Source organism: Dehalococcoidia bacterium, from assembly GCA_035310145.1.
Lineage (GTDB): Bacteria > Chloroflexota > Dehalococcoidia > CAUJGQ01 > CAUJGQ01 > CALFMN01.
Map to the genome: position 1 here is coordinate 1 of DATGEL010000091.1, position 24,102 is coordinate 24,102.

A 24,102-nucleotide genomic window follows, 5' to 3' on the forward strand; every position below is an offset into this window, starting at 1 on the left:
AGAGGGCATCCGGCATGCCCCAGTACCGCGGTTCCTGCACGCCACTGCTGCGGTTTGTGCTGTCCATCACGGCCCCCGCTGCCCCCGCTGCCTCCGTTCTCCCTCCAGTCTCGCAGCTCATCACCTATCGGGATAGGCTCTTAGCGAACCGTGAGCTCGATGAACCGCTTTCGCCGCATCTTGGTGCGGTGGGAGAAGTAAGTCGAGAACTACAAAGCCAAACTTCATCTGAGCTGCGCGTTGAATTCCTTCAAGCATAAAGCGGGCCCTGTGGATTCCTACCTGCCGCAAGCTGTCGTGGCGCCGGCAATCTCTTTGAGCGGACCGGTATCCGCGGCCCTCATTTGCACAGCAACAACTAATGACGCGGCACTAAGCATAGGGAGGCACCGCAGCAGGGCGGCCAGAATCGGGCGCATCTGCCTGGGATCCCGGGGGAACGGCTGGGTCACCGCACCAGCTCCACCGCTCGACCGGGTCCCCAAGGAGGTGAGGTCAGCATCGTGGTCGGCAGCACGCAGTGGCACGTCTGCACCACCGGCGAGCCGACAGAAGCCCCATTTTCGGGAACGTACCGGGTTCAACGACGCGTTCTGCGACCCGGCATTGGCTGCCTCACAACTCTTGCGGCGGGCGGTCACGCCCACGGTTTTGAGACACCTCAGCAGGTGTGCTGCAAACCAGCGTTTCCGCGATCTACGTCGCACCGGAGACCGCGTCGCTGGCGAGCCGTTGTCACCGTCGGCGCCGGGCCTCGGGCCGGCGCTATCTGCAGCCGCCCGAGCCGCGCGGAGAAAATGTTCGGAATGCTTTCGATGCGGCGGGGCAGCGCTGCGTTCGGCGCTTCGTCAAGCTTCTGCACCGTCACGGCGAGGAGGCGGGCCTCACGACGTCCTGCGTGCGTCGGGGAGAGGTCGGCGTCGAATTCGCCCATCGGCGTGCCGAGCCGAGCAGCCCGGCGGATCATGCGACGCGCGAGCCAGGCCGCCCCGCCTCGCTCGGGACGGCCTCGCCCGCGTCACCTGCGTGAAGGCGCTACGGTATCTGTGTCACCTGGATTTGGAACTCACCGCTGAGTCCGGGGCCGAGGCCGCCCAGGTTGTAATGGCCCGCGACGGCGGGAATGCCGCTGTCGAACCCGGCGAAACTGGCTGAGCCCGGGAAGAACGCCAGGCATGGCGCCGTGACGTTTGCCGGGTTCACGGACACGGTGCCCGTGATGACGAACGTGCCGCCACCTGCGGTCCACGCGGAGATATCCAGGCTCTCATGACAGGTAAAGCCGCTGCCGGCCGGGCCGTGAAAGTACTGGGCAAATTGGCAATCACCAGTGTTCCCGGAGCTGACTCCACCGCCGAATGCGCACCAGCCCCAGAAGCCGAAGCCTACCCCGGTGCCAGGGGCGACTCCCGTGCCGGCGAGGCCGATCTGCCAGTTCTCCTGGCCATACCCCAGCGCGGGCGTCGCGGCGAAGACGCCAAGTGTGGCTGCCATGAGCAGCCCGAGCAGCAGTCGCGAGCGCGTCATCTCTGTCCTCCCCTCGGTTTCTGGCACGGCTACACGGTGCGGTGGACTCCGCCCGGCGCCCTGCGGTTGCCGCGGCGGTGCCCCATCTCTTCTTCTTCCGTCGGGTCGGGGAACGGCAATCCGGTGACCGCGCCACCGGCAACAAGCAGCCGACAGAAGGCCGCAGGGTGCCCGCACCCCGCTTCGCCCTCGCACTATGCGGACGGCCCGCGGGGCTGTCAAGCTGACTGCGTGTAAAGGTTCGGTAAAGATCGCGTCCGGGCCTGGCGGAGGCTGCCCCGGCGAGTTGGGTACGCGGTGGGGCGGGCGCGTCGCGGGCGAAAGGCGCCTTGATTGAGGATCGCGGCCCTCGCTCAGCTCGGCCCGCACTGTCGGTCAACTGAGCGTGACGGCGAGGCCGTACGACGCCACACCGTGGACCCTCCATCTCTTCCAGTTGTCGCAACGCACGAAGGGCGTTCCGCAATGCCTCGCGCACCTGAACTGGCGCGGCGCTCAGGCGCCGGCCAAGGCGCGGCCAGGTCGCGAGCGGCGGGCACGCCGCGTGAGCGCGACCGGCTTCACCGGCTGCCAGACGCTGCTCTCCCGCAGCACGGCTCCTACAGCCGCACGAGCCGCGCGGAGAAGACGTTTGGAATGCTTTCGATCCGGCGGATCTGTGCCTCGGTCGGTGCTTCGTCGAGTTGGAGAACCATGACCGCACGGCCGCGCGCCCGGTGGCGCCCCACGTGCATCGAGGCGATGTTGATGTCGAACTCGCCCATCAGCGTACCGACCCGGCCGATCATGCCGGGAATATCCTGGTTGTCGAGGATCAGCAGGTTGTGTGACGCCGGACTCACGTCCACGTGCATGCCGTCCAGCATGGCGATGTGCGGCTCGCCGTGCTCAACCGTCGCCGCCACGTCGGTCGCCCCGGTGCTGGTCGTGACGCGCACGGCCACCTGGCTGCCGCCGTCGGCTCCGTGCGGGTCCTTGCGCTCCGTGATGCGCAGGCCGCGGTGCTGCGCGACCAGGTCGGCGTTGACGATGGTCACGTTCTCTTCGGAAACCGGCTTGAGCAGGCCACGGATCACGCCGGCGCGCAGCAGGCCCGTGTCGTGCAGCGATAACTCGCCCGTGTAGGCGATCTCGACCGCGCCGAGCTGTCCGCTGCTGAGCTGCGTCGCCAGCGAGCCGGCCATCACCGCTGCCTCGGCGAAGGGGCGCAGCGCGGAGAGTGTCTCCGGCGCGATCATCGGCGCGTTGACCGCATACGCCGCGGGCTCGCCGCCGAGCACGCCGACGATCTGTTCGGCCACGTCGATCGCCACCCGCTCCTGCGCTTCCGAAGTCGAGGCGCCGAGGTGCGGCGTGACGACGATGCGCTCGTCCTGCGCCAGGATCGTGTCGGGCGCGGGCTCCTTGACGAAGACATCGATCGCCGCGCCGGCAACGTGCCCCGACTTCACCGCGTCCAGCAGCGCCGCCTCGTCGATGATGCCGCCGCGCGCCGTGTTGATCAGGCGCACGCCAGGCTTCATGCGGCGCAGCTCCTCGGCGCCGATCAGCCCCTTCGTGCCCGAGGTCAACGTCGTGTGGACGGTGAGGAAGTCCGCCTCGGCCAGCACGCGCTCGAACGGCGCGGCCTCGACACCGAGCGCCCGCGCCCGTTCCTCGGAGACGAACGGATCGAAGGCGATCACGCGCATCGCCAGCCCGGCAGCCCTGCGCGCGACCTCCGAACCCACCTGCCCCAGTCCGACGATGCCCAGCGTCTTGCCGCGCAGCTCGACGCCGACGAAGTCGCTGCGCTTCCACTCGCCACGGCGCAGCGAGGCATCGGCGCGCGGAATGTGACGGGCCAGCGCCAGCATCAACCCGATCGTGTGTTCCGCCGCCGAGATCGTGTTTCCGGTCGGCGCATTCACCACCACGATGCCATGAAGCGTCGCCGCGTCGAGGTCGATGTTGTCCACGCCGACGCCGGCGCGGCCGATGATTTGCAGCCGCGCGCCCGCCTCGATCACGGCCGCCGTCACCTTCGTCTCGCTGCGCACGACCAGCGCGTCGTACCCACCGATGCGGGCGATCAGCTGTTCGGCGGACTGGCCGGTGCACACATCCACCGTGCCGGCGCGCTCAAGGATCGCCACACCGTCGGGCGCGATCGGGTCGGCCACGAGAATCCTGCATGTCATCGGTGATCATCCTCGGAGGCCAGCAGGCCACATGCCGCGCGGGCAGCCCGGCCGGGCTGCCCGCGCATCGAGTTCGTTCAAGTTTGCCGGAGCGGCAGCCGCGGCATGCCTATGCCGGGCTGCTGCCGATGCCGACGGGCGGCACGAAGCCGAGCTTCGGTAGTTCGACGGCCAGCGCGTCGATGACGGCCTGCACCTCCGCCTCGGTGACCAGGCCGAGATGACCGATGCGGAAGACTTTGCCGGCCATCGGCCCCTGTCCGCCGGCAAGCACGATCTCGTGACGCTCGCGCAGCGCCGTGCGCAGATCAGCGACGCTCACGCCCTCCGGCGCCCGCACCGTGGTCACGGTGTTGGAGGCGAAGGGCGGGTCGGCGAACAGCTCCAGACCCAGCCTGCGCACGCCGCGGCGGGCGACGTCCGCGCAGCACTGGTGTCGGGCAAACACCGACTCCCAGCCTTCCTGTTCCAGCATCTCCAGGGCCACGTCCATGCCGTAGAACAATGAGACTGCCGGCGTCCACGGCGTCTGGCCCTTCGCGGCCGACTCGCGCGCCTTGCCGGTGTCCAGATAGAAGCGCGGCATGCGCGAGCGGTCGTGGGCCCGCCAGGCCCGCGGGCTCATGGAGACAAACGCCAGGCCCGGCGGCACCATCCAGCCCTTCTGCGAGCCGGAGACCACCACATCAAGCCCCCAGGCATCGACGTCGCACGGCACGGAGGCCATGCTGCTGACCGCATCGACCAGCAGCAGCTTCCCGTGCCGCCGCACGACCTCGGCCAGCTCGCGCAACGGGTTCGTGACCCCGGTTGAAGTCTCGTTGTGCGTGATCAGCACGGCCGAAAGCGAGGCATCCGTCGTCAGCGCCTCATCGAGCCGGCCGGGATCGGCGGCCTGCCCGTACTCGAAATCGAGCCGCGTCACCTCCGCGCCGTACGTCTCGGCAATGGCGGCGAAGCGCTTGCCGAACTCGCCGATCGAGACGCTGAGCACGCGCTCACCCGGGGACAGGGTATTGACGACGGCCGCTTCGAGCCCTCCGGTGCCGGCGCAGGTCAGAACCAGCACATCATTCTCGGTCCGGAACGCCCGTTTGAGCCCGGCGGTCACGCGCTCCAGCACCGCGGCGAATTCGGGGCCACGGTGATCGACCATCTGCGTACTGAGCGCCGACAACACCTCTGGCGGACACGGCGTGGGACCGGGGATGCGCAGGTTCACGAACCACTCCTCTCGGAAACCCTCCGTCTGGCATCGCGCCCGGCGCGACTGGCTACGGCTGTACATTCATGATAGGGGCCGGCCAGAAGAAGGGGCAAACGAGCGGGTCCGCCAGCCACCCGTGCTACGATGCCGATCGACGCCGCCGCGAAGCAGTGGCGGCTGCCGCGAGCAACGTGCGATGGCCTCGCCGCGAGACCTGCCCTCGGTTGACCGATTGTTGGCCCTGCCGCCGCTGAGCGGCGTGCCCGCGGGACCGCTGCGCACGGCCGCGGCGCGGCAGGCCGTTGCCGAAGCCCGCGCCGCCCTGCTGGCCGGGCGTCCGGCGCCCTCACCCGAAAGCCTTGCCGGACGCGGCGCCGAGCTGCTCGAGCGGCTGCGCGCTCCGTCTTTGCTGGCAGTGATCAACGCCTCCGGCGTGATCCTGCACACCAATCTTGGCCGGGCGCCGCTCTCGCCGAGTGCGATCGCGGCCATGCAGGCGGTGGCGGCCGGCTACTCCAACCTGGAATTCGACCTGGCGGAAGGCGAACGTGGCAGCCGCCTCTCTCACCTGGAGCAGCCGCTGCGTGCGGTGACCGGCGCCGAGGCCGGCATCGCCGTCAATAACAACGCCTCGGCGCTGCTGCTGATGCTCAGCGCCCTCTGCCAGGGGCGCGAAGTGATCGTCAGCCGCGGCCAGGCCGTGGAGATCGGCGGCGGCTTCCGGATTCCCGACGTGCTGCGACAGAGCGGCGCGACGCTCATCGAGGTCGGCACGACGAATCGCACCTACCTGCGCGACTTTGCCGAGGCGGTCAGCGAGCGCACGGCCGCGCTGCTGCGCGTCCACTCCAGCAACTTCCGCGTGATCGGCTTCACCGCCTTCCCGTCGATTGGCGAGCTGGCACAGCTTGCGCGCGAACGCGGCGTGCTGCTGCTGGACGATCTGGGCAGCGGCTGCCTGCTCGACACCCGCCCATTCGGCCTGCTGCCCGAGCCGACCGTGCAGGCGAGCATCGCCGGGGGAGTCGATCTCGCGGCGTTCTCCGGCGACAAGTTGCTCGGCGGACCGCAGGCCGGCATCATCGTGGGACGGCAGGAGCTTGTGAGTCAGCTGCGCCGTCATCCCCTGGCCCGCGCCCTGCGCATGGACAAGACCAGCATCGCCGCGCTCGCCGCCACGTTGCAGCACTACCTCGCGGGCGAGGCCCTGGAGCAGATTCCGGCCTGGCGCATGATCGCCGCGCCCGCCGCGGGGATCGCGGCGCGCGCGGCGACCTGGGGCGAGCTCTGCCCCTTGCCGTGCCAGGTCCTGCCCTCGCGCACGATGATCGGCGGTGGCAGCCTACCTGAGGAAGGGGTTGCGACCGCGGTGCTCGCGATCGACGACGCCAGTCCGCAGCTCCTCGCCGCGCGATTGCGCCGTCAGGCGCCGCCCATCATCGCCCGCATCGAGGAGGGCCGGCTGTTGCTCGATCCGCGCACGGTGCTGCCGGAGCAGGACAGCGCCGTTGCCGACGCTCTCGCTCGCCTGAGCGCCTCAGCGCCAGCGACAGCATCCAGCTAGCGCGTCCGCCAAGCGCCCTGCGACCTTCAGTCGCCATCGGCCGGCGCGCGTCGTGTGCGCGCCAGCGCTCGGCCGCGCCGTCGGGGGGCAGCGGTCCCCCGCGCGGCGGCGGGCGGCGCTCGCACCACCCGCCCTCGAACGCCGGGGCCAAAGCTGAAGCGCCGTGCTCTCGCGAGAGCCCCGACCACGCCGCAGCGCTGCCACCGTCACTGGAATGGGTGGCGGCTGCCACGCGATCCCACCGCTCGTCCACATAGGTCAGTTGCTACGCTAGCTATGCACTATGTGTACTGTCCAGGCCATCGTCGTCGCGCGTCGTCGCTACGTAGCGTCGGATATGGGCGGCTCTGAACTCTCCAATTGACTTGCTATCCATCGGTGCTAAGCTATAGGTCAAGAGCTATACCTGACGATGGAGGAGTTGACCGCTATGAATCCTCGGGCCGCGGGCGACGTCGCGGGCGCCGAGCGTGGAGGCGCCCTGCGCCCCGTGGCCGCGGACGCGGATGACGAGTTGCGCCTTGCGCTGACGCGGGCCCGGCGGGTCACCGAAGACCAGCCGGAGCCGTTTCGTTCGCTCGCCTTCAGCGCTGTGCTGACGTATCTACTGAAAGAGGGCGCCGCTCCGGCGCACGCCTCCCAGCCGCCGGAAGTGGCTGCGAGCAAGTCGTTGCCCTCGACCGAGATTCCCGTGGCGGAGTATCTGGCGCAGCGCCGCCTCGACTCCCACCCCGATCGGGTGCTCGCCATCGCCTACTATCACTACCATCGCCACGGTGGCCAGGGGGTGACGACCAGGGACCTGGTCGAGGGCTACACCCGGTCGCGGACGCGGCGGCCGCAGAACTTTCCGGACGTGATTGCGAGCTGTGTGCGCAAGGGCTACCTTGTAGATGGCGGCCGGAGGGATGGTATGAAGACGTGGGTGATCACCGCCAGCGGCGAGGCCCACGTGCAGCAGGATATGTAGGGCCGGCGAAGCTCGCCGGCAGCGCAGGTGGCCACGGCGCCCAATGGGCGCCGTTTCTGTGCCTGCCAACGAGCGCGGACGCGCTCCGACCACCCGAATGGCCGCAAGGGACGAAAGCGACGGACGAGAAGACACTGATCACGCTCGAGTTCGATAAGGTGCTCGCGCGCCTCGCCGACCTGACGGCGTTCAGCGCCGGCCGCGAGGCGGCGCTTGCCCTGCGGCCGGCCGCGTCCCGCACCGAGGCCGCACAGAGGCAGGCGCTCGGCGCCGAGGCGCGGCGGCTGCGCGCCGGGCGGCCGAACCTCGGTTTGGCCGGGGCGCACGACGTGCGGCCCCACGCCGAGAAGGCCGCATTGCACGGCGTGCTCGAGCCCGCCGAACTGCTGGAGATTCACAGCACCCTGGTTGCGGTGCGCACCCTGCGCGGCAACATCGGTCGCCTGGCGCAGCAGTACCCGTTGCTCGCCGACCTGACCCGGCGGATGTACGACCCGGCGCGCCTCGTGAACGAGATCGTGCGCTGCATCTCGCCGCGCGGCGAGATCGCGGACACCGCCAGCCCGGCGCTGGCCGCCGTGCGTCGTGAGGCCCGCATCGTCCACGATCGGCTGCAGGGGCGACTGCAGGAGATTCTCACCAACGCCGTCGCCCGCGGCGTCGCCCAGGAAGCCCTGATCACGGAGCGGGACGGGCGCTACGTCATTCCGATCAAGGCCGACTTCCGCGGGCAGTTGCGCGGCATCGTGCACGACGTTTCCGGCAGCGGCGCCACGCTCTGGGTCGAGCCGCTTGGCGTGGTCGATCTCGGCAACCAGTACCGCGAGCTGCGGCTGGAGGAGCAGCGCGAAGCGCAACGCGTGCTGCGCCAGCTCAGCGAGCTGGTGGCGGACGTCTCCGGGCAGATCGAGACCAACGTCGAGCTGCTGGCCGAACTCGATGTCGTGCTCGCGGCCGCGCGGCTTGGCGAGCTGCTGAAGGCCCACGACCTGCCGCAGGAGGGCGAGACGCAGTCCTGGCTGGTGGATGCGCCGGCCGAGCTGCGGCTGCTGCAGGCACGGCACCCGCTGCTGCAGGGCGAGATCGTGCCGATTACGCTCTACGCCGGCGGCGCCTTCCGTGTGCTGATGATCACCGGACCGAACACCGGCGGCAAGACGGTGGCGCTGAAGACCGCCGGGTTGCTCGCGCTGATGGCGCTGGCCGGGCTGCCGATCCCGGCGAGCGAGGGCAGCAGCGTCCCCGCCTTCGATGCGATCTACGCCGACATCGGCGACGAGCAGAGCATCGAGCAGTCGCTCTCGACCTTCTCCTCCCACATGCGCAACATCGTCGGCGTACTGGAGCGGGCCGGGCCGCGCAGCCTGGTCCTGTTGGACGAGCTGGGCGCCGGCACGGATCCGGAGGAGGGCGCCGCGCTGGCCCGCGCCATCGTGCAGCGGCTGCTGCAGCAGGGTTGCACGGTGATCGCGACCACGCATCACGGCGAGCTGAAGGTCTTCGCCCACGAGACGCCCGGGGTGATGAACGCGAGCGTCGAATTCGACGCCGAGACGCTGGCGCCCACCTACCGGCTGGCCGTCGGCCTGCCCGGCCGCAGCAACGCGATCGCGATCGCCGCACGACTGGGCATGCCGCGCGACGTGCTGGAGCAAGCGCGCCAGGCTGCCGGTCCCGAACAGGAGCGCGTAGGCGACCTGCTGGCGGACCTGCAACGCGAGCGGGACCGCGCGAGTGCGGCGCGCCTGGCCGTGGAGCAGGCCGCTGCCGAGGCGGAAGCGCTGCGCAGCCGCTACGCGGGTGAACTGGCGGAACTCGATTTGGAACGCGCCGCCCTGCGGGACGCCGCACGCAGCGAGGCCGAGCAGGAGCTCGCCTCGCTGCGTACGGAGATGCGCGAGACGTCGCGGCGCCTGCAGCGCGCCGTGCGCACCGAACGGCCGGCTGCAGCCGCGGCCGCGGCGACCGCGGCCGACCTGGCCGAGGCGGAGGCGACGGCGACAGAGGTACGCGCTCGGCTGGACCACCTGCGCGGGCGAGAGCCAGAGCGGCGGCAGCCCCCGCCCGCGGCGCCCGCCGCGATCCGCCCGGGAGACCGCGTGACGGTACGCGGCCTTGACCAAACGGGGGAGGCGCTCAGCGCGCCGGACGACCGTGGCGAGTTCGACATCCAGCTCGGCGCCCTGCGCATGCGGATCAAGCAGGACCAGGTAGAGCGCGTCGCGCAGGCCGCTGCCGCGTCCGCATCGCGCCCGATCCCGATCACCCTGCCGCCGCGACCCGATTCGCCGGGGCTCGAGCTCGAAGTGCGCGGCCATCGCGCCGAAGAGGCGATCCCACGTATCGAGGAGTACCTGCAGTCGGCGTACCTCGCCGGCCTGCCGTTTGTGCGGATCATTCACGGCAAGGGCACCGGCGCGCTGCGCCGCGTCGTACGCGAGGCACTGGCGTCGAGTCCGCTCGTCAGCGACTTTGAGCCGGCGGAGTCTCGCGCCGGCGGTGAAGGCGTCACCATCGCCCACCTCGCCGTCTAAGGCCCGGCCCCGCAGCGATTGCCAGGCGCGCTAGTCCCCTCCGCCGCGAGAACGCGCCATCCGCAGATCGCCGCGGCCGGTGGCGCTGTGGCCTGCAACCAGCGCACACGCTGCGTCCACACTCTCGCCGCGGATCACGATATAGCTCGCTACATTTCGCCTATGTCGGGAACCCGCTACGGCGGTGACTTTGCCGGTTCATCCACATCGGCTGCGCCGCTCCTAGTCGCACCGCCTCGCTATCCAAATCTCATGCCGATATCCGCCGATATAGCTCGGTTCCAATGCCTTTGGGTCCGACCCGCGGTTGCCCTATCCGGGCTATACTTGGGGCATGGATCCGCGCCAGCCTCGGGGCCGCGCCGCCACGGGCGGCGAGCAGCCGGCGCTCTTCGCCGCCGCCGAACCGGCGCGCGTGGCCCCAGAGTCGGAAGAGCAACCCTTCGCGCCGCTCGCCTACCGCATGCGGCCGCGCTCGCTCGATGAGCTCGTCGGGCAGGAGGCGCTGACCGCGCCCGGAACGCTGCTGCGACGCGCGATCGACGCCGATCGCGTCCCCTCGATGGTGCTCTGGGGTCCACCGGGCTGCGGGAAGACAACGCTCGCGCGCCTGATTGCCGGTGCGACGCGGGCGCGCTTGGTGCAACTCTCCGCCGTCGCCGCCGGCGTGGCCGATCTGCGCCGGGCGGTGGCCGAGGCGCGTGCGCTGCGAGAGCGGCGTACGATTCTGTTCATCGACGAGATTCACCGCTTCAACCGCGCGCAGCAAGATGCCATCCTGCCCTACGTCGAGGACGGGACCGTCACGCTGATCGGCGCCACGACGGAAAACCCCTCGTTCGAGGTCAACGCGCCCTTGCTCTCCCGGTCGCGCGTGTTCGTGCTGCAACAGCTCGACGCGGCGGCGATCGGCACGCTGCTGCGCAGAGCGCTTGACGACGGCGATCGCGGCCTGGGCGGCATGGGGCTTTCGGTGAGCGAGGACGCGATCGACGCGCTCGCGAGGTCGGCGGCCGGCGATGCGAGGCTCGCGCTGAACACGCTCGATCTGGCGGCGGCGGACGTGGGCGAGGGCAGCGCCATCACCGTGGAAGGAGTAGCGGCTGCATTGCAGCACGGCGCGGCCCGCTATGATCGCGCCGGCGACCAGCACTACGACGCGATCTCCGCCTTCATCAAGTCGCTGCGCGATTCAGATCCCGACGGCGCGTTGTACTGGATGGCGCGCATGCTTGAGGCGGGCGAGGATCCGCTGTTCATCGTGCGGCGCATGGTGATCCTCGCGGCCGAGGATATTGGCCTCGCGGATCCGCAGGCGTTGAGCCTCGCCGTCTCCGCGCAGCAGGCGGTGCACTTCATCGGCCTGCCGGAGGCCGTGCTGCCGCTGTCCGAGGCTGCGATCTACCTTGCGCTCGCGCCGAAGAGCAACAGCGCCCTGCGGGCCTACGCGGCCGCCCGCGAGGCAGCACAGCGCACGCGCAACGCACCTGTGCCGCTGCATCTGCGCAACGCGCCCACCGGCCTGATGCGGGCGCTCGGCTACGGCAAGGGCTATCGCTACGCGCATGACGCCCCCGGCGAACCGTTGGAACAGCAGCACCTGCCCGATGAGCTGACGGGGTCGCGGTTCTACGTTCCTGGCGCAGAGGGCTCAGCCCGCGATCGGCCGGCGCATTGAGGCGCACCAGAGGCGCCGGTTGCGCCCTGAACCCGCACGGTCGGCGCCGGCGCCGCGCTAGCGCGCGGGCGGCTCGCGCAGAAGCTGGAGGAAGCCGTAGAGCATTCGCGCCGTCGCGCCCCAGATGCGATGCCCCTCGTACCAGAGGGCCGGGTGGCGGGAAGCGCCGGCCTCGCCCTCGCGCGCTTCCCAGACAAGGGTGGCGGGGTCGAGCAGGTGCGCCAGCGGTGGTTCGATCACCTCGGCGACCTCGATCGGGCTCGGCACGAACTCGTACGGCCCGTGCCCGATCACGCCCACGAACGGCGCCACGACGAAGTTCGAGATCGTGACGATGTCATCGAGCTGACCAAGCAGCTCCACGTCCTCCGGCCTGACGCCGATCTCCTCCCAGGTCTCGCGCAGCGCCGTCGCCGCCAGGTCCGCGTCGGCCGCGTGCACGGCGCCGCCCGGAAAGGAGATCTGGCCCTTGTGGTGCTCGACGTCGTGGCTGCGCACCGTGAGAATCACGCGGTCGGCGCCGCCATGGTGGATCAGCGGCACCAGCACGGCGGATGGCATCGCGTCCGGGCGATCGAGGCGCCGCGGGTCGTAGCCGGCGAGCCGCTCGCGGCTGCGGGCGATATAGTCCTCGGCTGGGCGCGTCATGCCTACCTCGTTGCCGCCGGCCGGTGAACGCTCGGCCGGCGCCGGCCTGCGCTCGCCCGCGGACGGCGGTGGGCCCAGCAGGATTCGAACCTGCGACCGAGCGATTATGAGTCGCCTGCTCTGCCGCTGAGCTATGGGCCCGCGGGATCTGCCTGCCACACTATAGCGCGGACGCGGCCGCGGAGCGCCCGGCTCAGGGCGAGGCGGGATGGGTCACGGCGGCGTCCTGCGCCTGCCGGCAAACCGTGCATAAACCGAAGATGGCAAAGTGATCCAGGTCGGCGCGGAAGCCGCGGGCGCGCAGCAGCTCCTGGCCAAGGCGGGCGAGAAACTCGTGGTCGAGGCTGTCGATCGCGCCGCAGGCACGGCACACCAGATGGTGGTGCGGCGCTGAGCCGGCCCATTCGAAAGCGCTCTCGCCTGTGCCAAGATCGGTTTCGGTGACGAGGCGCAGCTCCTTGAGCACGCTCATCGTACGGTAGACGGTAGAGATATCGACGTACGGATACTGCGCGCGCACGCGGTCGTAGATTTCGGAGGCGCGCAGGTGTCCGTGCGCGTGACGGACAACGCTCAGCACCATCATGCGCTGCGGCGTCAGCTTGTGGCCGCTCTCCCGCAGCAGCCGCGCCGTCTCTACCTCACAGCTCATCGCAATCGGCTCAACTTCCTCGCCCAAGGCCTAGTCTAGCGAGCAGCGGCGTTCGCACCAACGTTGCGGTCCAATCGCGCCGCGACGGTACGCTATCATCGCCAGCGGCGACGAGCGCTCACGGAGCAAGCGCATGGTGAAGCCGAGCCTCGATCTGCTCGTGGCGTCGGCCGTGTCCGCGGCCCATGCGGGCGCGGCGGTGCTGCGTGAGGCCTTTGGCTCGGCCCTCGACGTGGCGATCAAGTCCGACCACCGCGACCTCGTGACCCGGGCCGATACGGCTTCGGAGGGCGTCATCCTCGAGCGATTGGGGCGCGACTGGCCGCAGTTCGGCCTGCTGGCGGAAGAGTCCGGCAGAACGCGAGCCGGCGAAGACGGCCTATGGATCGTGGATCCACTCGACGGCACCGCGAACTTCGCGCGCGGTTACCCGGTCTTTTGCATCTCGATCGCGCTTGTGGCCGACGCCGGGCCGCTGGTTGGCGTGGTGCTCGACCCACTGCGCGGTGAGCTGTTCACGGCGACCCGCGGCCACGGCGCGATGCTGAACGGGGAGCGCCTGCACGTCAGCCGGACCACCGAACTGGCCGGCGCCCTCTTCAGCAGCGGCTTTCCCTACCGCCCGGAGGCGCGACGCCGTCTGGGCGGGGAGGTCTTCACGGAAGTAATGGTGCGGGCGGGCGCTGCCCGCCGCAGCGGCTCGGCGGCGCTCGACCTCGCGTACATCGCCGCCGGCCGCAGCGAGGCGCACTACGAGCTGCACCTGGCGCCGCACGACGTCGCCGCGGGCGTGCTGCTGATCGCTGAAGCCGGCGGCCGCATCGAGGCGCTGCAGCAGCCCGGCGCCCGCGGCTGGCCGCTGGGTCTGCTCGCCAGCAACGGCGGCGCCCTGCATGACGAGATCGCGGCGATCGTGGCGCCGCGCTTCGGCCTGGAGCGGCGGCCCCTCAGCTTCGCCGCAGTGCTGCACCCGCCCGGCTGAGGCGAGACTGCCGCTCGGCGCACAACCGGTCCAGCACCAGGCGATCGGTGGGAAAGGCGAGATCGTCGGGCAGGGCATCGAGCGGTTGGAAGACCGCCTCGCTGAGGTCGTCACCGGCGCGCAGGCTGCCGCCGAGCACGCGCCCGCGGAACCAGATGCCAACCGTGTGCTGCACCGGATCGTGAAAGTTGGAATGCACCGCCAGCACGCGGCCGGTGCGTACGATCAGCCCCGTCTCCTCCGCGAACTCGCGTTCGGCGGCGCGGCGCACGTCCTCATCCCACTCCACGTAGCCGCAAGGGATGCACCATTGGCCCGCGTAGGTGCCCGCGCGGCGGCCGAGCAGTACGGCGCCTCGGCGTTGCAAGACCACGGCGACGCCCACGACCGGGTTGCGGAACAGGACGAAGCCGCAGCCGGCGCAGGACGGGCGCAGGCGACCGCCACGCTTCGTGCTGCCGATGGGCGCGGCGCAGATCGGGCAGAAACGATAGTGCGGCGGGCCGGCCGTGGCAGGGGAGGGAGCCTGGCGATCGTTCATCGGCGCCGGCCAATGGCGGGGTGAGCAGACGGTTCGGCCAGCGCGGGCGTGCGAGCCGGCGCCGTCAGCGGGTGCGGGGCGATGAGAGCGCGAGCAGCACAAGACCGAAGCCGGCGCCGGGCAACTCGGCCAGCAGGAAAACCGGCCATGGAGAAATCCCCGTGGCAGCCCAGTAGATGCCGGCCATGGCCACCACCATGACGAAGATCGCCACCGTGCCGGAGAGCAGATCGCCGGTGCGCACGTCGCGGCTCCATCGCTCCGACACCGGCCAGTTCGCGCCGGCCCGTGGGGTGAAGATACCACACCACCTCGACGGAGCGGTTGCCCGGCCGGGAAGGCTGCCAGTTGTAGCACGCATAGCGGGTCAGCTAGCCAGGTGCTATAGTGCGCGGAAGCGCGGCAGGGCGGGCCGGGCGGACCTTCACCCGAGGTGGCGTATAATGGCGGACGAGACGGTGGAGGCGCGCGACCTCAGCCGCTGTTTCGGCAGGCATCGCGAGCAATCGCTCGACTATGCGCTCAAGCACTGCCTGCAATGTCGCAAGTTGAAGTCCTGCGTGCGCAAAAGCTGGGGCGCCGATCGCCAGCGGCGCTGGCAACGCGACGACTGGTGGGAGACGCAACCGGCCGCGCCGGCGGGGCGCCGGCCCCCCTGGCCGAGCCATCCGATCCAACCCTGATCCCCGGCGCGCGGGAACGGCGTCCGGGGGAAATCAGCCCTGGGGGCGCCCACGTGCGGGAGATCAGCCGCGAACCGCAGACGCACGAGTTCATCATCAAGGCGTTGCGCGAAGCCGGCGGTGAGCTGCTGAGCGAGCTTGAGGCGATCCGTGCCCGCGATGCGCACCGTGCCCCGCCTGGTGAGTGGAGTTTTGCCCAGATCGCGGTGCACGTGCGCGACAACGAGCAGGCCGCCCTCGACACAGTCCAGTGCATCGTCGCCCGTCGCAACACGCGCCTGCCGGCGCCGGACGTTTCGGCCACGGCGATGGATGCGCCAGCGGCCAGCATCGACCTCGACCGCTGCGCGTATCAGTACGCCCAGTTGCGCCACCTGGTGCTGCGCGAGCTCTGGAGCCTGATGGACGCCGAGTGGGACCGCGCGGGCGTGCATCCGTACCGCGGCTCGCTGAGCGTGCTGCAGATCGCCCGCGAGCTGCACCTGCACGACCTCGAACATCTCTGGCAGGTGCGCAGCCATCGTGAACAGCTCGCGGTCGCCAGCGGCGGCTGATCCGCTCCGGCCGCCGCGCCGGCGGTTGTGCCGCCGAGGAGGAGCTTCGGCGCTTGGACCCACTGCTCTGCGGCGATCGCGTGCTGCCCATCGGTCGGCGCACCTACGTGATGGGCATCCTCAATCTGACGGACGACTCGTTCTCCGGCGACGGCCTGCTTGGTCGGCTCGACGGCGCGGTCGAGCGCGGCCGGCAGTTCGTCGCCGACGGCGCCGACATTCTCGACGTTGGCGGCGAATCGGCGCGTGCCGACGTGCGCGCCCTCACGGCAGACGAGGAGATCGCCCGCGTCGTGCCCGTGATCGAGCGGCTGGTACGCGAGGCCGACGCGGTGGTCTCGATCGACAGCTACAAGGAAGCCGTGGTCGAGGCCGCCGTCGCCGCCGGCGCACGCCTGATCAACGATATCGGCGGCTTCAAGCTCGACGCCGGCACGGCGCGAGTCGCCGCGCGGCGCGGCGTGCCGCTGGTGATCAACTTCACGTTCGAACGGCCGAAGATCCGGCCGGCGGAGCCGCCGCGCTATGCCGATCTGATCGGCGAGCACCTGGCCTTCTTCCGCGAACGGATCGAGACGGCGACGGCGCTGGGCGTGCCGCGATCGCAGCTGGTGCTGGACCCCGGCATCGCCTTCGGCAAGTCGCACGACGAGGACCTGACCGTGCTGCGGCGCCTTTCCGAGTTCCGCGTGCTGGGGCTGCCGCTGCTCGTGGCGGCGTCGCGCAAGCACTTCATCGGCTCGGTGCTGGGCCTGCCGCCCGAAGACCGCCTCGAAGGCACCGCGGCCGTGACGGCGATGGCGATCGCGGGCGGCGCGGACCTCGTGCGCGTCCACGATGTGCGTGCGATGGCCAGAGTAGCGCGCATGGCGGATGCGCTGGTGCGCGCGCGGCCCGGCGACTTCGCGGCGAACGCCGACTCCTGGCCCTGGGCGGCCACGGCGCAGATTGTGCCCGGCACCACGATCGTGCGGCGCGATGGCTGAGTCCGCGGGCCCCGACCTGTGGCCCAACCGTTTCGCGGCCGAGCGGCCCTCCTCAACCGGCCGAGACGGCCTGCGTCATCTCGCCGCGGATCAGCTCAAAGTCGGCGGCGGGAATGGCGTGAATGTTGCCCTGGAACGCCAGCGTCCAGTGTTCGGCCGGCCACTTCTGTGTCCAGCTCATGCGCAGCGCCAGCTCCTTCGCGTCGAGCAGCTCGCCCGGCGGCAGCACGATCTCCGGTTCGGTGCGCACACGATAGGGGTAATCTTCTCGGGGCTTATCCGGGCTTAACCAGATGCGCTCGTGGTCCTCAAAGCAGTCCGATGTCACTTTCAAGACGGCGCCGAACCGCTTCAGCCCCGTGTAGTAGGCGACGACGCGATCGCCGGGTTTGAACTTGCCTGCGAGCCCGCGCTTGGTGCTCTTCAGGCCGAGCAACGTCCAGTCGCGCGCGGCAGTCTTTGCCCAGTTCTCCGGCGAGGTCACGACGATGTAATAGCCCGGCTGATCCGCCATTTGCCCGTCCTTTTTTGCGGCGTGAGGCGCGCCGCGGTTCGCACGACAACGCCGTCTGTCAGGGCGACAGACGGCGCTCGTTCGTACAGCAGGGAGTCGCGATCAGCAGCAGCTGCGCGCCTGGCCGGAGTTGTCCGCCGTTTGGAAGCTGGAGCCGCAGGCGCAGCTCTTCACGGCGTTCGGATTAAAGATGGTGAAGCCGGACTTCATCAGGTCTTCGACGTAATCCACCTCAGCGCCGCTGAGCAGCGCCGCGCTGTCGGGATCGACCAGCAGGCGCACGCCGTACTCTTCGACGACGAGGTCGCCCTCCTCGGCCTCCGGCGCAATCGCCATACCGTACTGGTAGCCGGAGCATCCGCCGCCAACCACGAACACGCGCAGGGCGCCGTGGTCCAGGCCGCGCTGCTCCAGCAGCGCCTTCGCCTTTTCGGCGGCTCGCTCCGTCACCGTCACCACCGCGGGCATCGTCGTCATGCCATGCTCCTTCGAGAGATCCGCTTGCGCGTGACCCGCCATTGCTGGGCCGGCGCGCTGGAATATTCCAAGTGCAGTATAGACGCGGCAGCGCATCGCGTCCATCCGTTCGCCTGACCATGGCGGCCGGTGCGCTTGCCTACGCCGGCAGCCTGAAGCGCGTCTCGCCGCCTGTCGCTATGCCCTCGATCAGCCCTATGCGCACCAGCCGATCGGCGAGCCGCGCTACCCGCTCGGTCTGCGGCGGCAGCGCCATCCCGGAGGCGAGGAGCGCCAGATCGGCGAGCGGCAGCGCCTCACCGTCCGGCAGACGGCGCAGCACATCCACGATGCGGCCGCGCAAGAAGCGATCCGAAGCGGCGAACGGCGCCTGCGAGTGGGCTCGCCGGGGCTTCGCTCCGTAGGTGGCGCTGGCTTCTGCGACCTTCCGGGGCGCCGAATCCTCGCTGGCGAGCCGCGGCCGCGCGGCGCACCAGCTAGAGACCGGGCAGTGGCCGCACGACGGCGCCCGCGCCCGGCAGACCAGTGCGCCGAGATCCATCAGCGCGGCGTTCCAGTCGGCGGCACGCCCGCGAACCAGGACACGCTCAGCCAGCGCGTTGTCTGCGCTTGACGCGCTCGGTGCTTCGCTTCGACCATCGAAGATGCGGCGCAAGACACGCCGCACATTGGTGTCCACGCAGGCGACCGGCTGATTGAATCCGAAGCACAAAATCGCACGGGCGGTGTATTCGCCCACGCCGGGCAGCTCGCGCAACCGTCCGAGCGCGGGCGGGATGCACCCACCCGGCTCATTCATGATTCGCCGGGCAGCCTGGTGCAGGCGCAGGGCACGGCTGTTGTAGCCGAGTCCTGCCCATTCGCGGATTACGTCCGCCGCCGAAGCCCTGGCGAGCGCGGCCAAATCGGGGAAGCGGAGCATGAAGGCGCGGTATTTCGGCGCCACGCGCTCGCGCTGGGTCTGCTGCAGCATGAACTCGGAGACGAGCACGGCATAGGGCGTGCGCTGCTGCCGCCACGGCAGCTCGATCCGCTGGGCGTCGAACCAGGTCAGCAGCGCTGCCTGAACCTCGCTCGCATTCTTCGTGGCGATGCCTCGCTCCAGACTGCACTCTTCCGCCGCATCTGCTTGCCGCTTCGGTTAGCATGTCGACCGAAGGCTATCGAAGCTCAAGATCCCGAGATCCTCGTGCCTTTCAGGATACACGACGCGGGCCGTCCAAAGCCTCACGAGTGCGGGCCTGCTGCGGCGCCGCTCGCTTCGGCTTAACGGGCGCACGTGGGGTGGGCGTGGTACGCTTGGGCGGTGCTGACACGTCCCGGTCCGCGCCCGGTGAGGGTTCCCGCCGGCACGCGGCGTCTCGATCAATCGTAGTTCCGTAGTTCCCTGAAGCCGGAAGGCGGCGCGACGATGACCCTCGATAAGCTGCAGCGGCTGCATGCGCTTCTGCGCGACCTGGATTCGGTGATCGTCGCCTTCTCGGGCGGCGTGGACAGCACGTTCCTGGCGGCCGCGGCTTTCGACACGCTGGGCGAGCGAGCCCTTGCCGTTACCGGGATTTCTCCCAGCGTCGCGCCTGCTGAGCGCGAAGAGGCCGCCGCATTGGCCACGCGGATCGGCATTCGCTACCGCACGCTGGAAACCAGCGAGATGGACGATCCACGTTATGTCGCCAATGGCGCCGATCGCTGCTTCTTTTGCAAGGACGAGTTGTTCACCCGCCTCGAAGCCGTGCGCCTGGCCGAGGGCTTCCTGGCGCTGGTTGATGGCTTCAACGCGGACGACGTGGGCGACTACCGGCCGGGGCAGCAGGCCGCCCGCGCTCACGGCGTGCGCAGTCCGCTGGCCGAAGCTGGTCTGACCAAGGCCGAGATCCGCGAGCTCTCGCACCAGCGCGGCCTGCCGACCTGGGACAAGCCGGCGATGGCCTGTCTCTCGTCGCGCATTCCATACGGCAAGCCGGTGACGTTGGAGGCGCTGACGCGGATCGCCACGGCCGAAGCCTCTTTGCGCCTGCTGGGCCTGCGCCAGGTGCGCGTGCGCCATCACGACGACGTGGCACGGATCGAGACCGACGCCGCGGGCATGGCGCTGCTGTTCGACGAGCAGAAGCGCGCCAGGGCCGTCGCGGAGGTGAAGGCGGCGGGCTATACGTTCGTCGCGCTCGATCTTGCGGGCTACCGGAGCGGCAGCCTCAACGAGGCGATACCCCTCATCGCCGTGCATCGAGAAGCCGCGCTGGGGGCAGGCGCACCCGGCGAGCGCCGCTAACCCACGCTTGTGACGCGCTGCTCAGGCGAATCGGAGACGCACCTGGCGATTGTCTTATGCTGACGTACCATGGGCTGCCCGAACTGGTTTGGCTGGCCGCGCGCGACGAGGCGGAGTACCGGCCAGACGGTTTCGCCGTCGAGGGCTTCATACACACCTCGCCCGACCCCGCTTCCCTGGCCGACGCGCTCAACCGCCATGCCGCTGCCGACTCCCGACGGTACGTGGCGCTAGTGATCGACCTCGACCGAGTGAAGGCGCCGTGGCGCAGCGTGCGGCATCCCGGACTCGATGTGGCGTTCCCGCACATCCACGGCCCGCTCAACCGCGACGCGGTGCTGGCGGTGGTGCCCGTGCCACGTGGCGAAAATGGCGGCTTCCTGCCGCCGGACCCGTTCACATGCGCCTGACCGCCTGCATGCATCACACGGTGCGCCGAATGACGGTTCGGCATCTGGCTACCCCTGTCGATTCAGCTGTGCGCGCCTCTATACTCCGCGCATGAGCGCGATTCTCGGCGTCGACGTCGGCGGCACGTTTACCGACTTCTATCTCTGGCGCGATGGCGAGCTGCGCGTGTTCAAGCGACCCTCGACGCCGAAGGATCCCGCGCAGGCGGTGCTCGCCGGGTTGGCCGAAGCCGGCTTCGCGCCCGATGAGATCGTGCACGGCTCCACGGTGGCCACCAACGCCCTGCTGGAACGACGCGGGGCGCGCACGGCGCTGATCACGACCGCCGGCTTCCGCGACGCAATCGTGATCGGCCGGCAGGCCCGCGCACAGATGTACGCACTGGAGCCAACCCGGCCCGAACCACTGGTGCCGGCGGAGCTGCGCTTCGAGGCGGGCGAACGTGTCGCCGCGGACGGCTCGGTGCTCGTGCCATTGGACGAAGACGAAGCCGCTCGGCTGGCTCGGCAGATCGCCGATTCCGGCGCGGAGTCCGTCGCCATCTGCCTGCTCTTCAGCTTTCTGCGGCCCGATCACGAGCGCCGGCTCGCGCAGGCGTTGCGCGGGCGGGGGCTGCTGGTGTCCGCCTCGGTCGAGGTTTTGCCGGAGTACCGCGAGTACGAGCGCATGTCCACGACGACCGTGAATGCCTATCTGTCGCCGGTGATGGCCCGCTATCTGGATACCTTGAAGGCCGATCTGGCGCGGCGCGGTGCCGGCCGGCTGCGGGTGATGCAGAGCGACGGCGGCAGCCTGGCGGCGGAAACGGCTGGCCGGCTCGCCGTGCGCACGGTGCTCTCGGGGCCGGCGGGCGGTGTGGCGGGCGCATTTGCCGCCGGTCTCGCGGCCGGCGCCGACCGGCTGATCACCTTCGACATGGGCGGCACCTCGACCGACGTGGCGCTCTGTCCGGGTCGCATCCTCTACCGCACCGATCTGACGATCGACGGGCTGCCGCTGCACACGCCAAGCGTCGACCTGCACACCGTCGGCGCGGGCGGCGGCTCGGTCGCCCGCATCGATGCGGGCGGGGCGCTGCGCGTGGGGCCGGAGAGCGCGGGCGCCGATCCCGGCCCTGCCTGCTACGGGCGCGGCGAGCGACCGACGGTCACCGACGCGCAGTTGGTGCTCGGGCGCCTGCGGGCCGATCACTTTCTCGACGGCCGCATGCCGCTGCACATCGACGCGGCCCACCGTGCCCTGGCCACGCTCGTCGGCCGGCGCGGCGCTTCGATCGAAGAGGTGGCCGCCGCTGTGGTGCGCGTGGCCAACGCCAACATGGAGCGCGCGATCCGCGTGATCTCGGTGGAGCGCGGCTACAACCCACGCGAGTTCGCGCTGCTCGCATTCGGCGGCGCCGGGCCGCTGCACGCCTGCGACCTGGCCGAGGCGCTGCGCATTCCTCGTGTGATTGTGCCGCCGCACCCCGGCGTACTGTCCGCCTTCGGCATGGTCGTTGCCGACGTGACCCGCGACTACGTCGCTGCCGTGCTGCGCCGGCTCGACGAGGATCCCGCGCTTGCCGGCGAGGTCGGCCGGCTGTTCGGCGAAATGGAGGAGCGGGGGCTGCAGGAACTGGCGGAGGCCGGACAAGACTCCCACGATGCTACGGCCGAACGCAGCCTCGATATGCGCTACACGGGGCAGTCGTACGAAGTGGAAGTCCCCGTAAAGGAACCAGAGCCGGCGGCCTGGATGGAGCGCTTCCACGCGGCGCATGCCGCCCGCTATGGGCATGGCCATCCGGGCCGGGCGGTCGAGATCGTCAACGCACGGCTGAGGCTGCGCGTTGCCGGCAAGCTCTCTTTCGGGTCTGTCGCTGCTCCGCGGCCGCTCGCGGAAGAGGCGGCCGCGCAGTCCTCGCCAGCGCCCATGGCCGCGACGGGCGCGGTCTGGTTCGACCGGCCGCTTCAGGCGCCGATCGTGCCGCGCGAGGAACTTGCTGCGGGCAGCGCGCTGCTCGGCCCCGCAGTGATCGTGCAGATGGACACGACGACGGTCTTGAACCCCGGCTGGCGCCTGCGCGTGGATGGGGCCGGCAACCTGATCCTGGAGCGTGCCTGATGGCATCGCGGACCGATCCGGCGGAGATCGCGATCTTCAACGCGCTCTTTGCCTCCGTCGCGGAGGAGATGGGCGTGACGCTGGGGCGCACGGCGCATTCGCCGAATATCAAGGAGCGCCGCGACTACTCCTGCGCCGTGTTCAATCCGCGGGGCGACCTGGTGGCGCAGGCGGCGCACATTCCCGTCCACCTGGGCGCCATGCCCACCGCCATCCGCATGATCCGCTCGCTGGCGCCGTTTCGGCCGGGCGACGTGGCTATCCTCAACGATCCCTACCTGGGCGGCACGCATCTGCCCGACGTGACCCTGGCGAGCCCAGTCTTCGCCGGACGAGCGCTGATCGGCTTCGTCGCCAGCCGCGCCCATCACGCCGACATCGGCGGCATGGCGCCCGGCTCGATGCCGGTGGCGCGCGAGCTGTGGCAGGAAGGCGTGATCATCCCACCCCTGCGCCTGGTCGCGGCCGGCCGGATCAACGAAGCGCTGTACTCGCTACTCCTGCGCAACGTGCGCTCGCCGGAGCAAAGCCGCGGCGACTTTGACGCGCAGCTCGCCGCGAACCGAACCGGCGAGCGACGGCTGCTGGAGCTGGTTGAGCGCTACGGCGTGCGCGTCCTGCGCCGGCAAATGTCGGCGCTGCTGGCCTACGCCGAGCGCATGACGCGCGCCGCGCTGCGAGAAGTACCCGCCGGCTCGTACACATTCGAAGACCGCCTGGACGACGACGGCGAATCGGCCGAGCCCGCGCCAATCCGCGTCACGCTCACCTTTGCCGCCGGCAGCCTGCACTGCGATTTCAGCGGCACCGCCCCCGAGCGGCCGGCCTCAGTCAACGCCGTCGCCACGGTGACGCGCTCCGCCGTCTACTACTGCGTGCGCTGCCTGCTCGACGACGCCGTACCGTCGAACGAGGGCTGCTTCCGCCCGGTGAGCTTCGCGCTGCCGGAACGTTCGCTGGTCAACGCCAGCCCGCCGCACGCGGTCAGCGCCGGCAACGTCGAGACCTCGCAGCGCATCACCGACGTCGTTTTGGGAGCGATGGCCAAGGCGCTGCCGGGCCGCATTCCCGCCGCCAGCAGCGGCACGATGAACAACCTCACGATCGGTGGCTGGGACGAGCGGCGCGGGACCGCCTTCACCTATTACGAGACGATCGCGGGCGGCGCCGGCGCGGGGCCGCTGCGTGACGGACTCTCGGGCGTGCACACGCACATGACCAACACCCTGAACACGCCGGTAGAGGCGCTCGAGCTGGCCTACCCGTTCCGCATCCGCGCCTACACGCTGCGCGCCGGCACCGGTGGCGCCGGGCTGCATCGAGGCGGCGATGGCGTGCTGCGCGAGTACGAATTCACGGCCCCCGCCACCTGCACGTTGATGAGCGATCGCCGGCGCACGCGGCCATACGGACTGGACGGCGGCGCGCCGGGCGCGCCGGGAATCAACCGGCTGGAGACGCAGACGGGAACGCAACTGCTGCCGTCGAAGACCACGATCCGGGTCGCGCCCGGCGATCGGCTGACCGTTGAGACGCCGGGCGGCGGCGGCTGGGGTTCGCCCTGGCCGGAAACCGCGCAACCAGATGGGCCCGCGCGCTCCCCGGAGCAGTAGGATCGT

General features: G+C 70.2%; 22 protein-coding genes and 1 tRNA gene. 12 read left to right on the plus strand and 11 right to left on the minus strand.

The features are described from left to right. Positions 1-1,035: 1,035 nt before the first annotated feature. From VKV26_16765 to VKV26_16775, 3 genes are all read right to left on the minus strand, one after another. On the minus strand, positions 1,036-1,527 hold the full coding sequence (locus tag VKV26_16765; protein HLZ71557.1) for a hypothetical protein: 492 nt from the start codon (positions 1,525-1,527) through the stop codon (positions 1,036-1,038). A 599-nt stretch (positions 1,528-2,126) separates the two neighbouring features. Then, complete coding sequence (gene serA / locus VKV26_16770) at positions 2,127-3,707, minus strand: phosphoglycerate dehydrogenase (GenBank protein ID HLZ71558.1); 1,581 nt, start codon at positions 3,705-3,707, stop codon at positions 2,127-2,129. Between the two features lie 109 nt (positions 3,708-3,816). Then, positions 3,817-4,929: an alanine--glyoxylate aminotransferase family protein gene (locus tag VKV26_16775; protein HLZ71559.1), complete on the minus strand. Its 1,113-nt coding sequence runs from the start codon at positions 4,927-4,929 to the stop codon at positions 3,817-3,819. A gap of 181 nt (positions 4,930-5,110) precedes the next feature. Between VKV26_16775 and selA the strand changes: the two genes are divergently transcribed. From selA to VKV26_16795, 4 genes are all read left to right on the plus strand, one after another. Then, the gene (selA, locus tag VKV26_16780) at positions 5,111-6,478 is read left to right on the plus strand and encodes an L-seryl-tRNA(Sec) selenium transferase (protein HLZ71560.1); all 1,368 of its coding nucleotides are present in this window, start codon (positions 5,111-5,113) and stop codon (positions 6,476-6,478) included. 430 nt (positions 6,479-6,908) lie between these two features. Next, positions 6,909-7,448, plus strand: a complete 540-nt coding sequence (locus VKV26_16785; protein HLZ71561.1) for a hypothetical protein — start codon at positions 6,909-6,911, stop codon at positions 7,446-7,448. A gap of 137 nt (positions 7,449-7,585) precedes the next feature. Then, positions 7,586-9,982 carry an endonuclease MutS2 gene (locus VKV26_16790; protein ID HLZ71562.1) on the plus strand — a complete coding sequence of 799 codons (2,397 nt, stop codon included), beginning with the start codon at positions 7,586-7,588 and terminating at the stop codon, positions 9,980-9,982. A gap of 334 nt (positions 9,983-10,316) precedes the next feature. Next, a complete protein-coding gene (locus tag VKV26_16795; GenBank protein HLZ71563.1) occupies positions 10,317-11,660 on the plus strand; it encodes a replication-associated recombination protein A in 1,344 nt (447 codons plus the stop codon). A gap of 57 nt (positions 11,661-11,717) precedes the next feature. Here VKV26_16795 and VKV26_16800 read toward each other — a convergent pair whose 3' ends face one another. From VKV26_16800 to VKV26_16810, 3 genes are all read right to left on the minus strand, one after another. Further along, the gene (locus VKV26_16800; protein HLZ71564.1) at positions 11,718-12,308 is read right to left on the minus strand and encodes a CoA pyrophosphatase; all 591 of its coding nucleotides are present in this window, start codon (positions 12,306-12,308) and stop codon (positions 11,718-11,720) included. A gap of 69 nt (positions 12,309-12,377) precedes the next feature. Continuing rightward, positions 12,378-12,449: transfer RNA gene (locus VKV26_16805), tRNA-Ile, on the minus strand. Between the two features lie 52 nt (positions 12,450-12,501). Further along, positions 12,502-12,960, minus strand: a complete 459-nt coding sequence (locus VKV26_16810) for a transcriptional repressor (protein HLZ71565.1) — start codon at positions 12,958-12,960, stop codon at positions 12,502-12,504. Positions 12,961-13,093: 133 nt separating this feature from the next. On the opposite strand from VKV26_16810, the gene VKV26_16815 reads away from it, so the two are divergent. Further along, on the plus strand, positions 13,094-13,942 hold the full coding sequence (locus VKV26_16815) for an inositol monophosphatase family protein (GenBank protein HLZ71566.1): 849 nt from the start codon (positions 13,094-13,096) through the stop codon (positions 13,940-13,942). On the opposite strand, the gene VKV26_16820 is transcribed toward VKV26_16815, so the two are convergent. Both VKV26_16820 and VKV26_16825 read right to left on the minus strand, forming a co-directional pair. Further along, positions 13,908-14,483: an NUDIX hydrolase gene (locus VKV26_16820; protein ID HLZ71567.1), complete on the minus strand. Its 576-nt coding sequence runs from the start codon at positions 14,481-14,483 to the stop codon at positions 13,908-13,910. The two genes, VKV26_16815 and VKV26_16820, sit on opposite strands and share 35 nt — an antisense overlap. Before the next feature lie 64 nt (positions 14,484-14,547). Beyond that, the gene (locus tag VKV26_16825) at positions 14,548-14,727 is read right to left on the minus strand and encodes a hypothetical protein (protein ID HLZ71568.1); all 180 of its coding nucleotides are present in this window, start codon (positions 14,725-14,727) and stop codon (positions 14,548-14,550) included. Between the two features lie 199 nt (positions 14,728-14,926). Here VKV26_16825 and VKV26_16830 point away from each other — a divergent pair, with 199 nt between their 5' ends. From VKV26_16830 to folP, 3 genes are read left to right on the plus strand one after another with little or no spacing between them, the layout of a single operon-like run. Further along, positions 14,927-15,166, plus strand: a complete 240-nt coding sequence (locus tag VKV26_16830; protein HLZ71569.1) for a hypothetical protein — start codon at positions 14,927-14,929, stop codon at positions 15,164-15,166. 53 nt (positions 15,167-15,219) lie between these two features. Further along, on the plus strand, positions 15,220-15,720 hold the full coding sequence (locus tag VKV26_16835; GenBank protein ID HLZ71570.1) for a DinB family protein: 501 nt from the start codon (positions 15,220-15,222) through the stop codon (positions 15,718-15,720). 53 nt (positions 15,721-15,773) lie between these two features. Beyond that, a complete protein-coding gene (gene folP, locus VKV26_16840; GenBank protein HLZ71571.1) occupies positions 15,774-16,706 on the plus strand; it encodes a dihydropteroate synthase in 933 nt (310 codons plus the stop codon). 52 nt (positions 16,707-16,758) lie between these two features. Here the strand turns inward: folP and VKV26_16845 are convergent, their stop codons facing one another. The 3 genes from VKV26_16845 to VKV26_16855 form a co-directional block, all read right to left on the minus strand. Further along, the gene (locus VKV26_16845) at positions 16,759-17,220 is read right to left on the minus strand and encodes an EVE domain-containing protein (protein HLZ71572.1); all 462 of its coding nucleotides are present in this window, start codon (positions 17,218-17,220) and stop codon (positions 16,759-16,761) included. Positions 17,221-17,322: 102 nt separating this feature from the next. After that, positions 17,323-17,697 carry an iron-sulfur cluster assembly accessory protein gene (locus VKV26_16850; GenBank protein ID HLZ71573.1) on the minus strand — a complete coding sequence of 125 codons (375 nt, stop codon included), beginning with the start codon at positions 17,695-17,697 and terminating at the stop codon, positions 17,323-17,325. A 139-nt stretch (positions 17,698-17,836) separates the two neighbouring features. Further along, on the minus strand, positions 17,837-18,670 hold the full coding sequence (locus VKV26_16855) for an A/G-specific adenine glycosylase (protein ID HLZ71574.1): 834 nt from the start codon (positions 18,668-18,670) through the stop codon (positions 17,837-17,839). 438 nt (positions 18,671-19,108) lie between these two features. On the opposite strand from VKV26_16855, the gene larE reads away from it, so the two are divergent. The 4 genes from larE to VKV26_16875 all read left to right on the plus strand — a co-directional run bounded on the left by larE (position 19,109) and on the right by VKV26_16875 (position 24,096). After that, positions 19,109-19,969 carry an ATP-dependent sacrificial sulfur transferase LarE gene (larE, locus tag VKV26_16860; GenBank protein ID HLZ71575.1) on the plus strand — a complete coding sequence of 287 codons (861 nt, stop codon included), beginning with the start codon at positions 19,109-19,111 and terminating at the stop codon, positions 19,967-19,969. A gap of 56 nt (positions 19,970-20,025) precedes the next feature. Next, positions 20,026-20,379: a DUF952 domain-containing protein gene (locus VKV26_16865; GenBank protein ID HLZ71576.1), complete on the plus strand. Its 354-nt coding sequence runs from the start codon at positions 20,026-20,028 to the stop codon at positions 20,377-20,379. Between the two features lie 91 nt (positions 20,380-20,470). After that, a complete protein-coding gene (locus tag VKV26_16870; protein HLZ71577.1) occupies positions 20,471-22,483 on the plus strand; it encodes a hydantoinase/oxoprolinase family protein in 2,013 nt (670 codons plus the stop codon). Next, the gene (locus tag VKV26_16875; GenBank protein HLZ71578.1) at positions 22,483-24,096 is read left to right on the plus strand and encodes a hydantoinase B/oxoprolinase family protein; all 1,614 of its coding nucleotides are present in this window, start codon (positions 22,483-22,485) and stop codon (positions 24,094-24,096) included. Before VKV26_16870 ends, VKV26_16875 begins: the two co-directional genes overlap by 1 nt. Positions 24,097-24,102 lie beyond the last annotated feature (6 nt).

What these genes read in the sequence shown, in the direction of transcription:
- VKV26_16795 (HLZ71563.1), top strand. Translation starts at nt 10,317, where the DNA reads ATGGATCCGCGCCAGCCTCGGGGCCGCGCCGCCACGGGCGGCGAGCAG.
- VKV26_16800 (HLZ71564.1), bottom strand. Translation starts at nt 12,308, where the DNA reads ATGACGCGCCCAGCCGAGGACTATATCGCCCGCAGCCGCGAGCGGCTC.
- serA (HLZ71558.1), bottom strand. Translation starts at nt 3,707, where the DNA reads ATGACATGCAGGATTCTCGTGGCCGACCCGATCGCGCCCGACGGTGTG.
- selA (HLZ71560.1), top strand. Translation starts at nt 5,111, where the DNA reads ATGGCCTCGCCGCGAGACCTGCCCTCGGTTGACCGATTGTTGGCCCTG.
- VKV26_16810 (HLZ71565.1), bottom strand. Translation starts at nt 12,960, where the DNA reads ATGAGCTGTGAGGTAGAGACGGCGCGGCTGCTGCGGGAGAGCGGCCAC.
- VKV26_16845 (HLZ71572.1), bottom strand. Translation starts at nt 17,220, where the DNA reads ATGGCGGATCAGCCGGGCTATTACATCGTCGTGACCTCGCCGGAGAAC.
- VKV26_16865 (HLZ71576.1), top strand. Translation starts at nt 20,026, where the DNA reads ATGCTGACGTACCATGGGCTGCCCGAACTGGTTTGGCTGGCCGCGCGC.
- VKV26_16765 (HLZ71557.1), bottom strand. Translation starts at nt 1,527, where the DNA reads ATGACGCGCTCGCGACTGCTGCTCGGGCTGCTCATGGCAGCCACACTT.
- VKV26_16850 (HLZ71573.1), bottom strand. Translation starts at nt 17,697, where the DNA reads ATGACGACGATGCCCGCGGTGGTGACGGTGACGGAGCGAGCCGCCGAA.
- VKV26_16830 (HLZ71569.1), top strand. Translation starts at nt 14,927, where the DNA reads ATGGCGGACGAGACGGTGGAGGCGCGCGACCTCAGCCGCTGTTTCGGC.
- VKV26_16870 (HLZ71577.1), top strand. Translation starts at nt 20,471, where the DNA reads ATGAGCGCGATTCTCGGCGTCGACGTCGGCGGCACGTTTACCGACTTC.
- VKV26_16875 (HLZ71578.1), top strand. Translation starts at nt 22,483, where the DNA reads ATGGCATCGCGGACCGATCCGGCGGAGATCGCGATCTTCAACGCGCTC.
- VKV26_16820 (HLZ71567.1), bottom strand. Translation starts at nt 14,483, where the DNA reads ATGAACGATCGCCAGGCTCCCTCCCCTGCCACGGCCGGCCCGCCGCAC.
- VKV26_16815 (HLZ71566.1), top strand. Translation starts at nt 13,094, where the DNA reads ATGGTGAAGCCGAGCCTCGATCTGCTCGTGGCGTCGGCCGTGTCCGCG.
- VKV26_16855 (HLZ71574.1), bottom strand. Translation starts at nt 18,670, where the DNA reads ATGCTGCAGCAGACCCAGCGCGAGCGCGTGGCGCCGAAATACCGCGCC.
- larE (HLZ71575.1), top strand. Translation starts at nt 19,109, where the DNA reads ATGACCCTCGATAAGCTGCAGCGGCTGCATGCGCTTCTGCGCGACCTG.
- VKV26_16785 (HLZ71561.1), top strand. Translation starts at nt 6,909, where the DNA reads ATGAATCCTCGGGCCGCGGGCGACGTCGCGGGCGCCGAGCGTGGAGGC.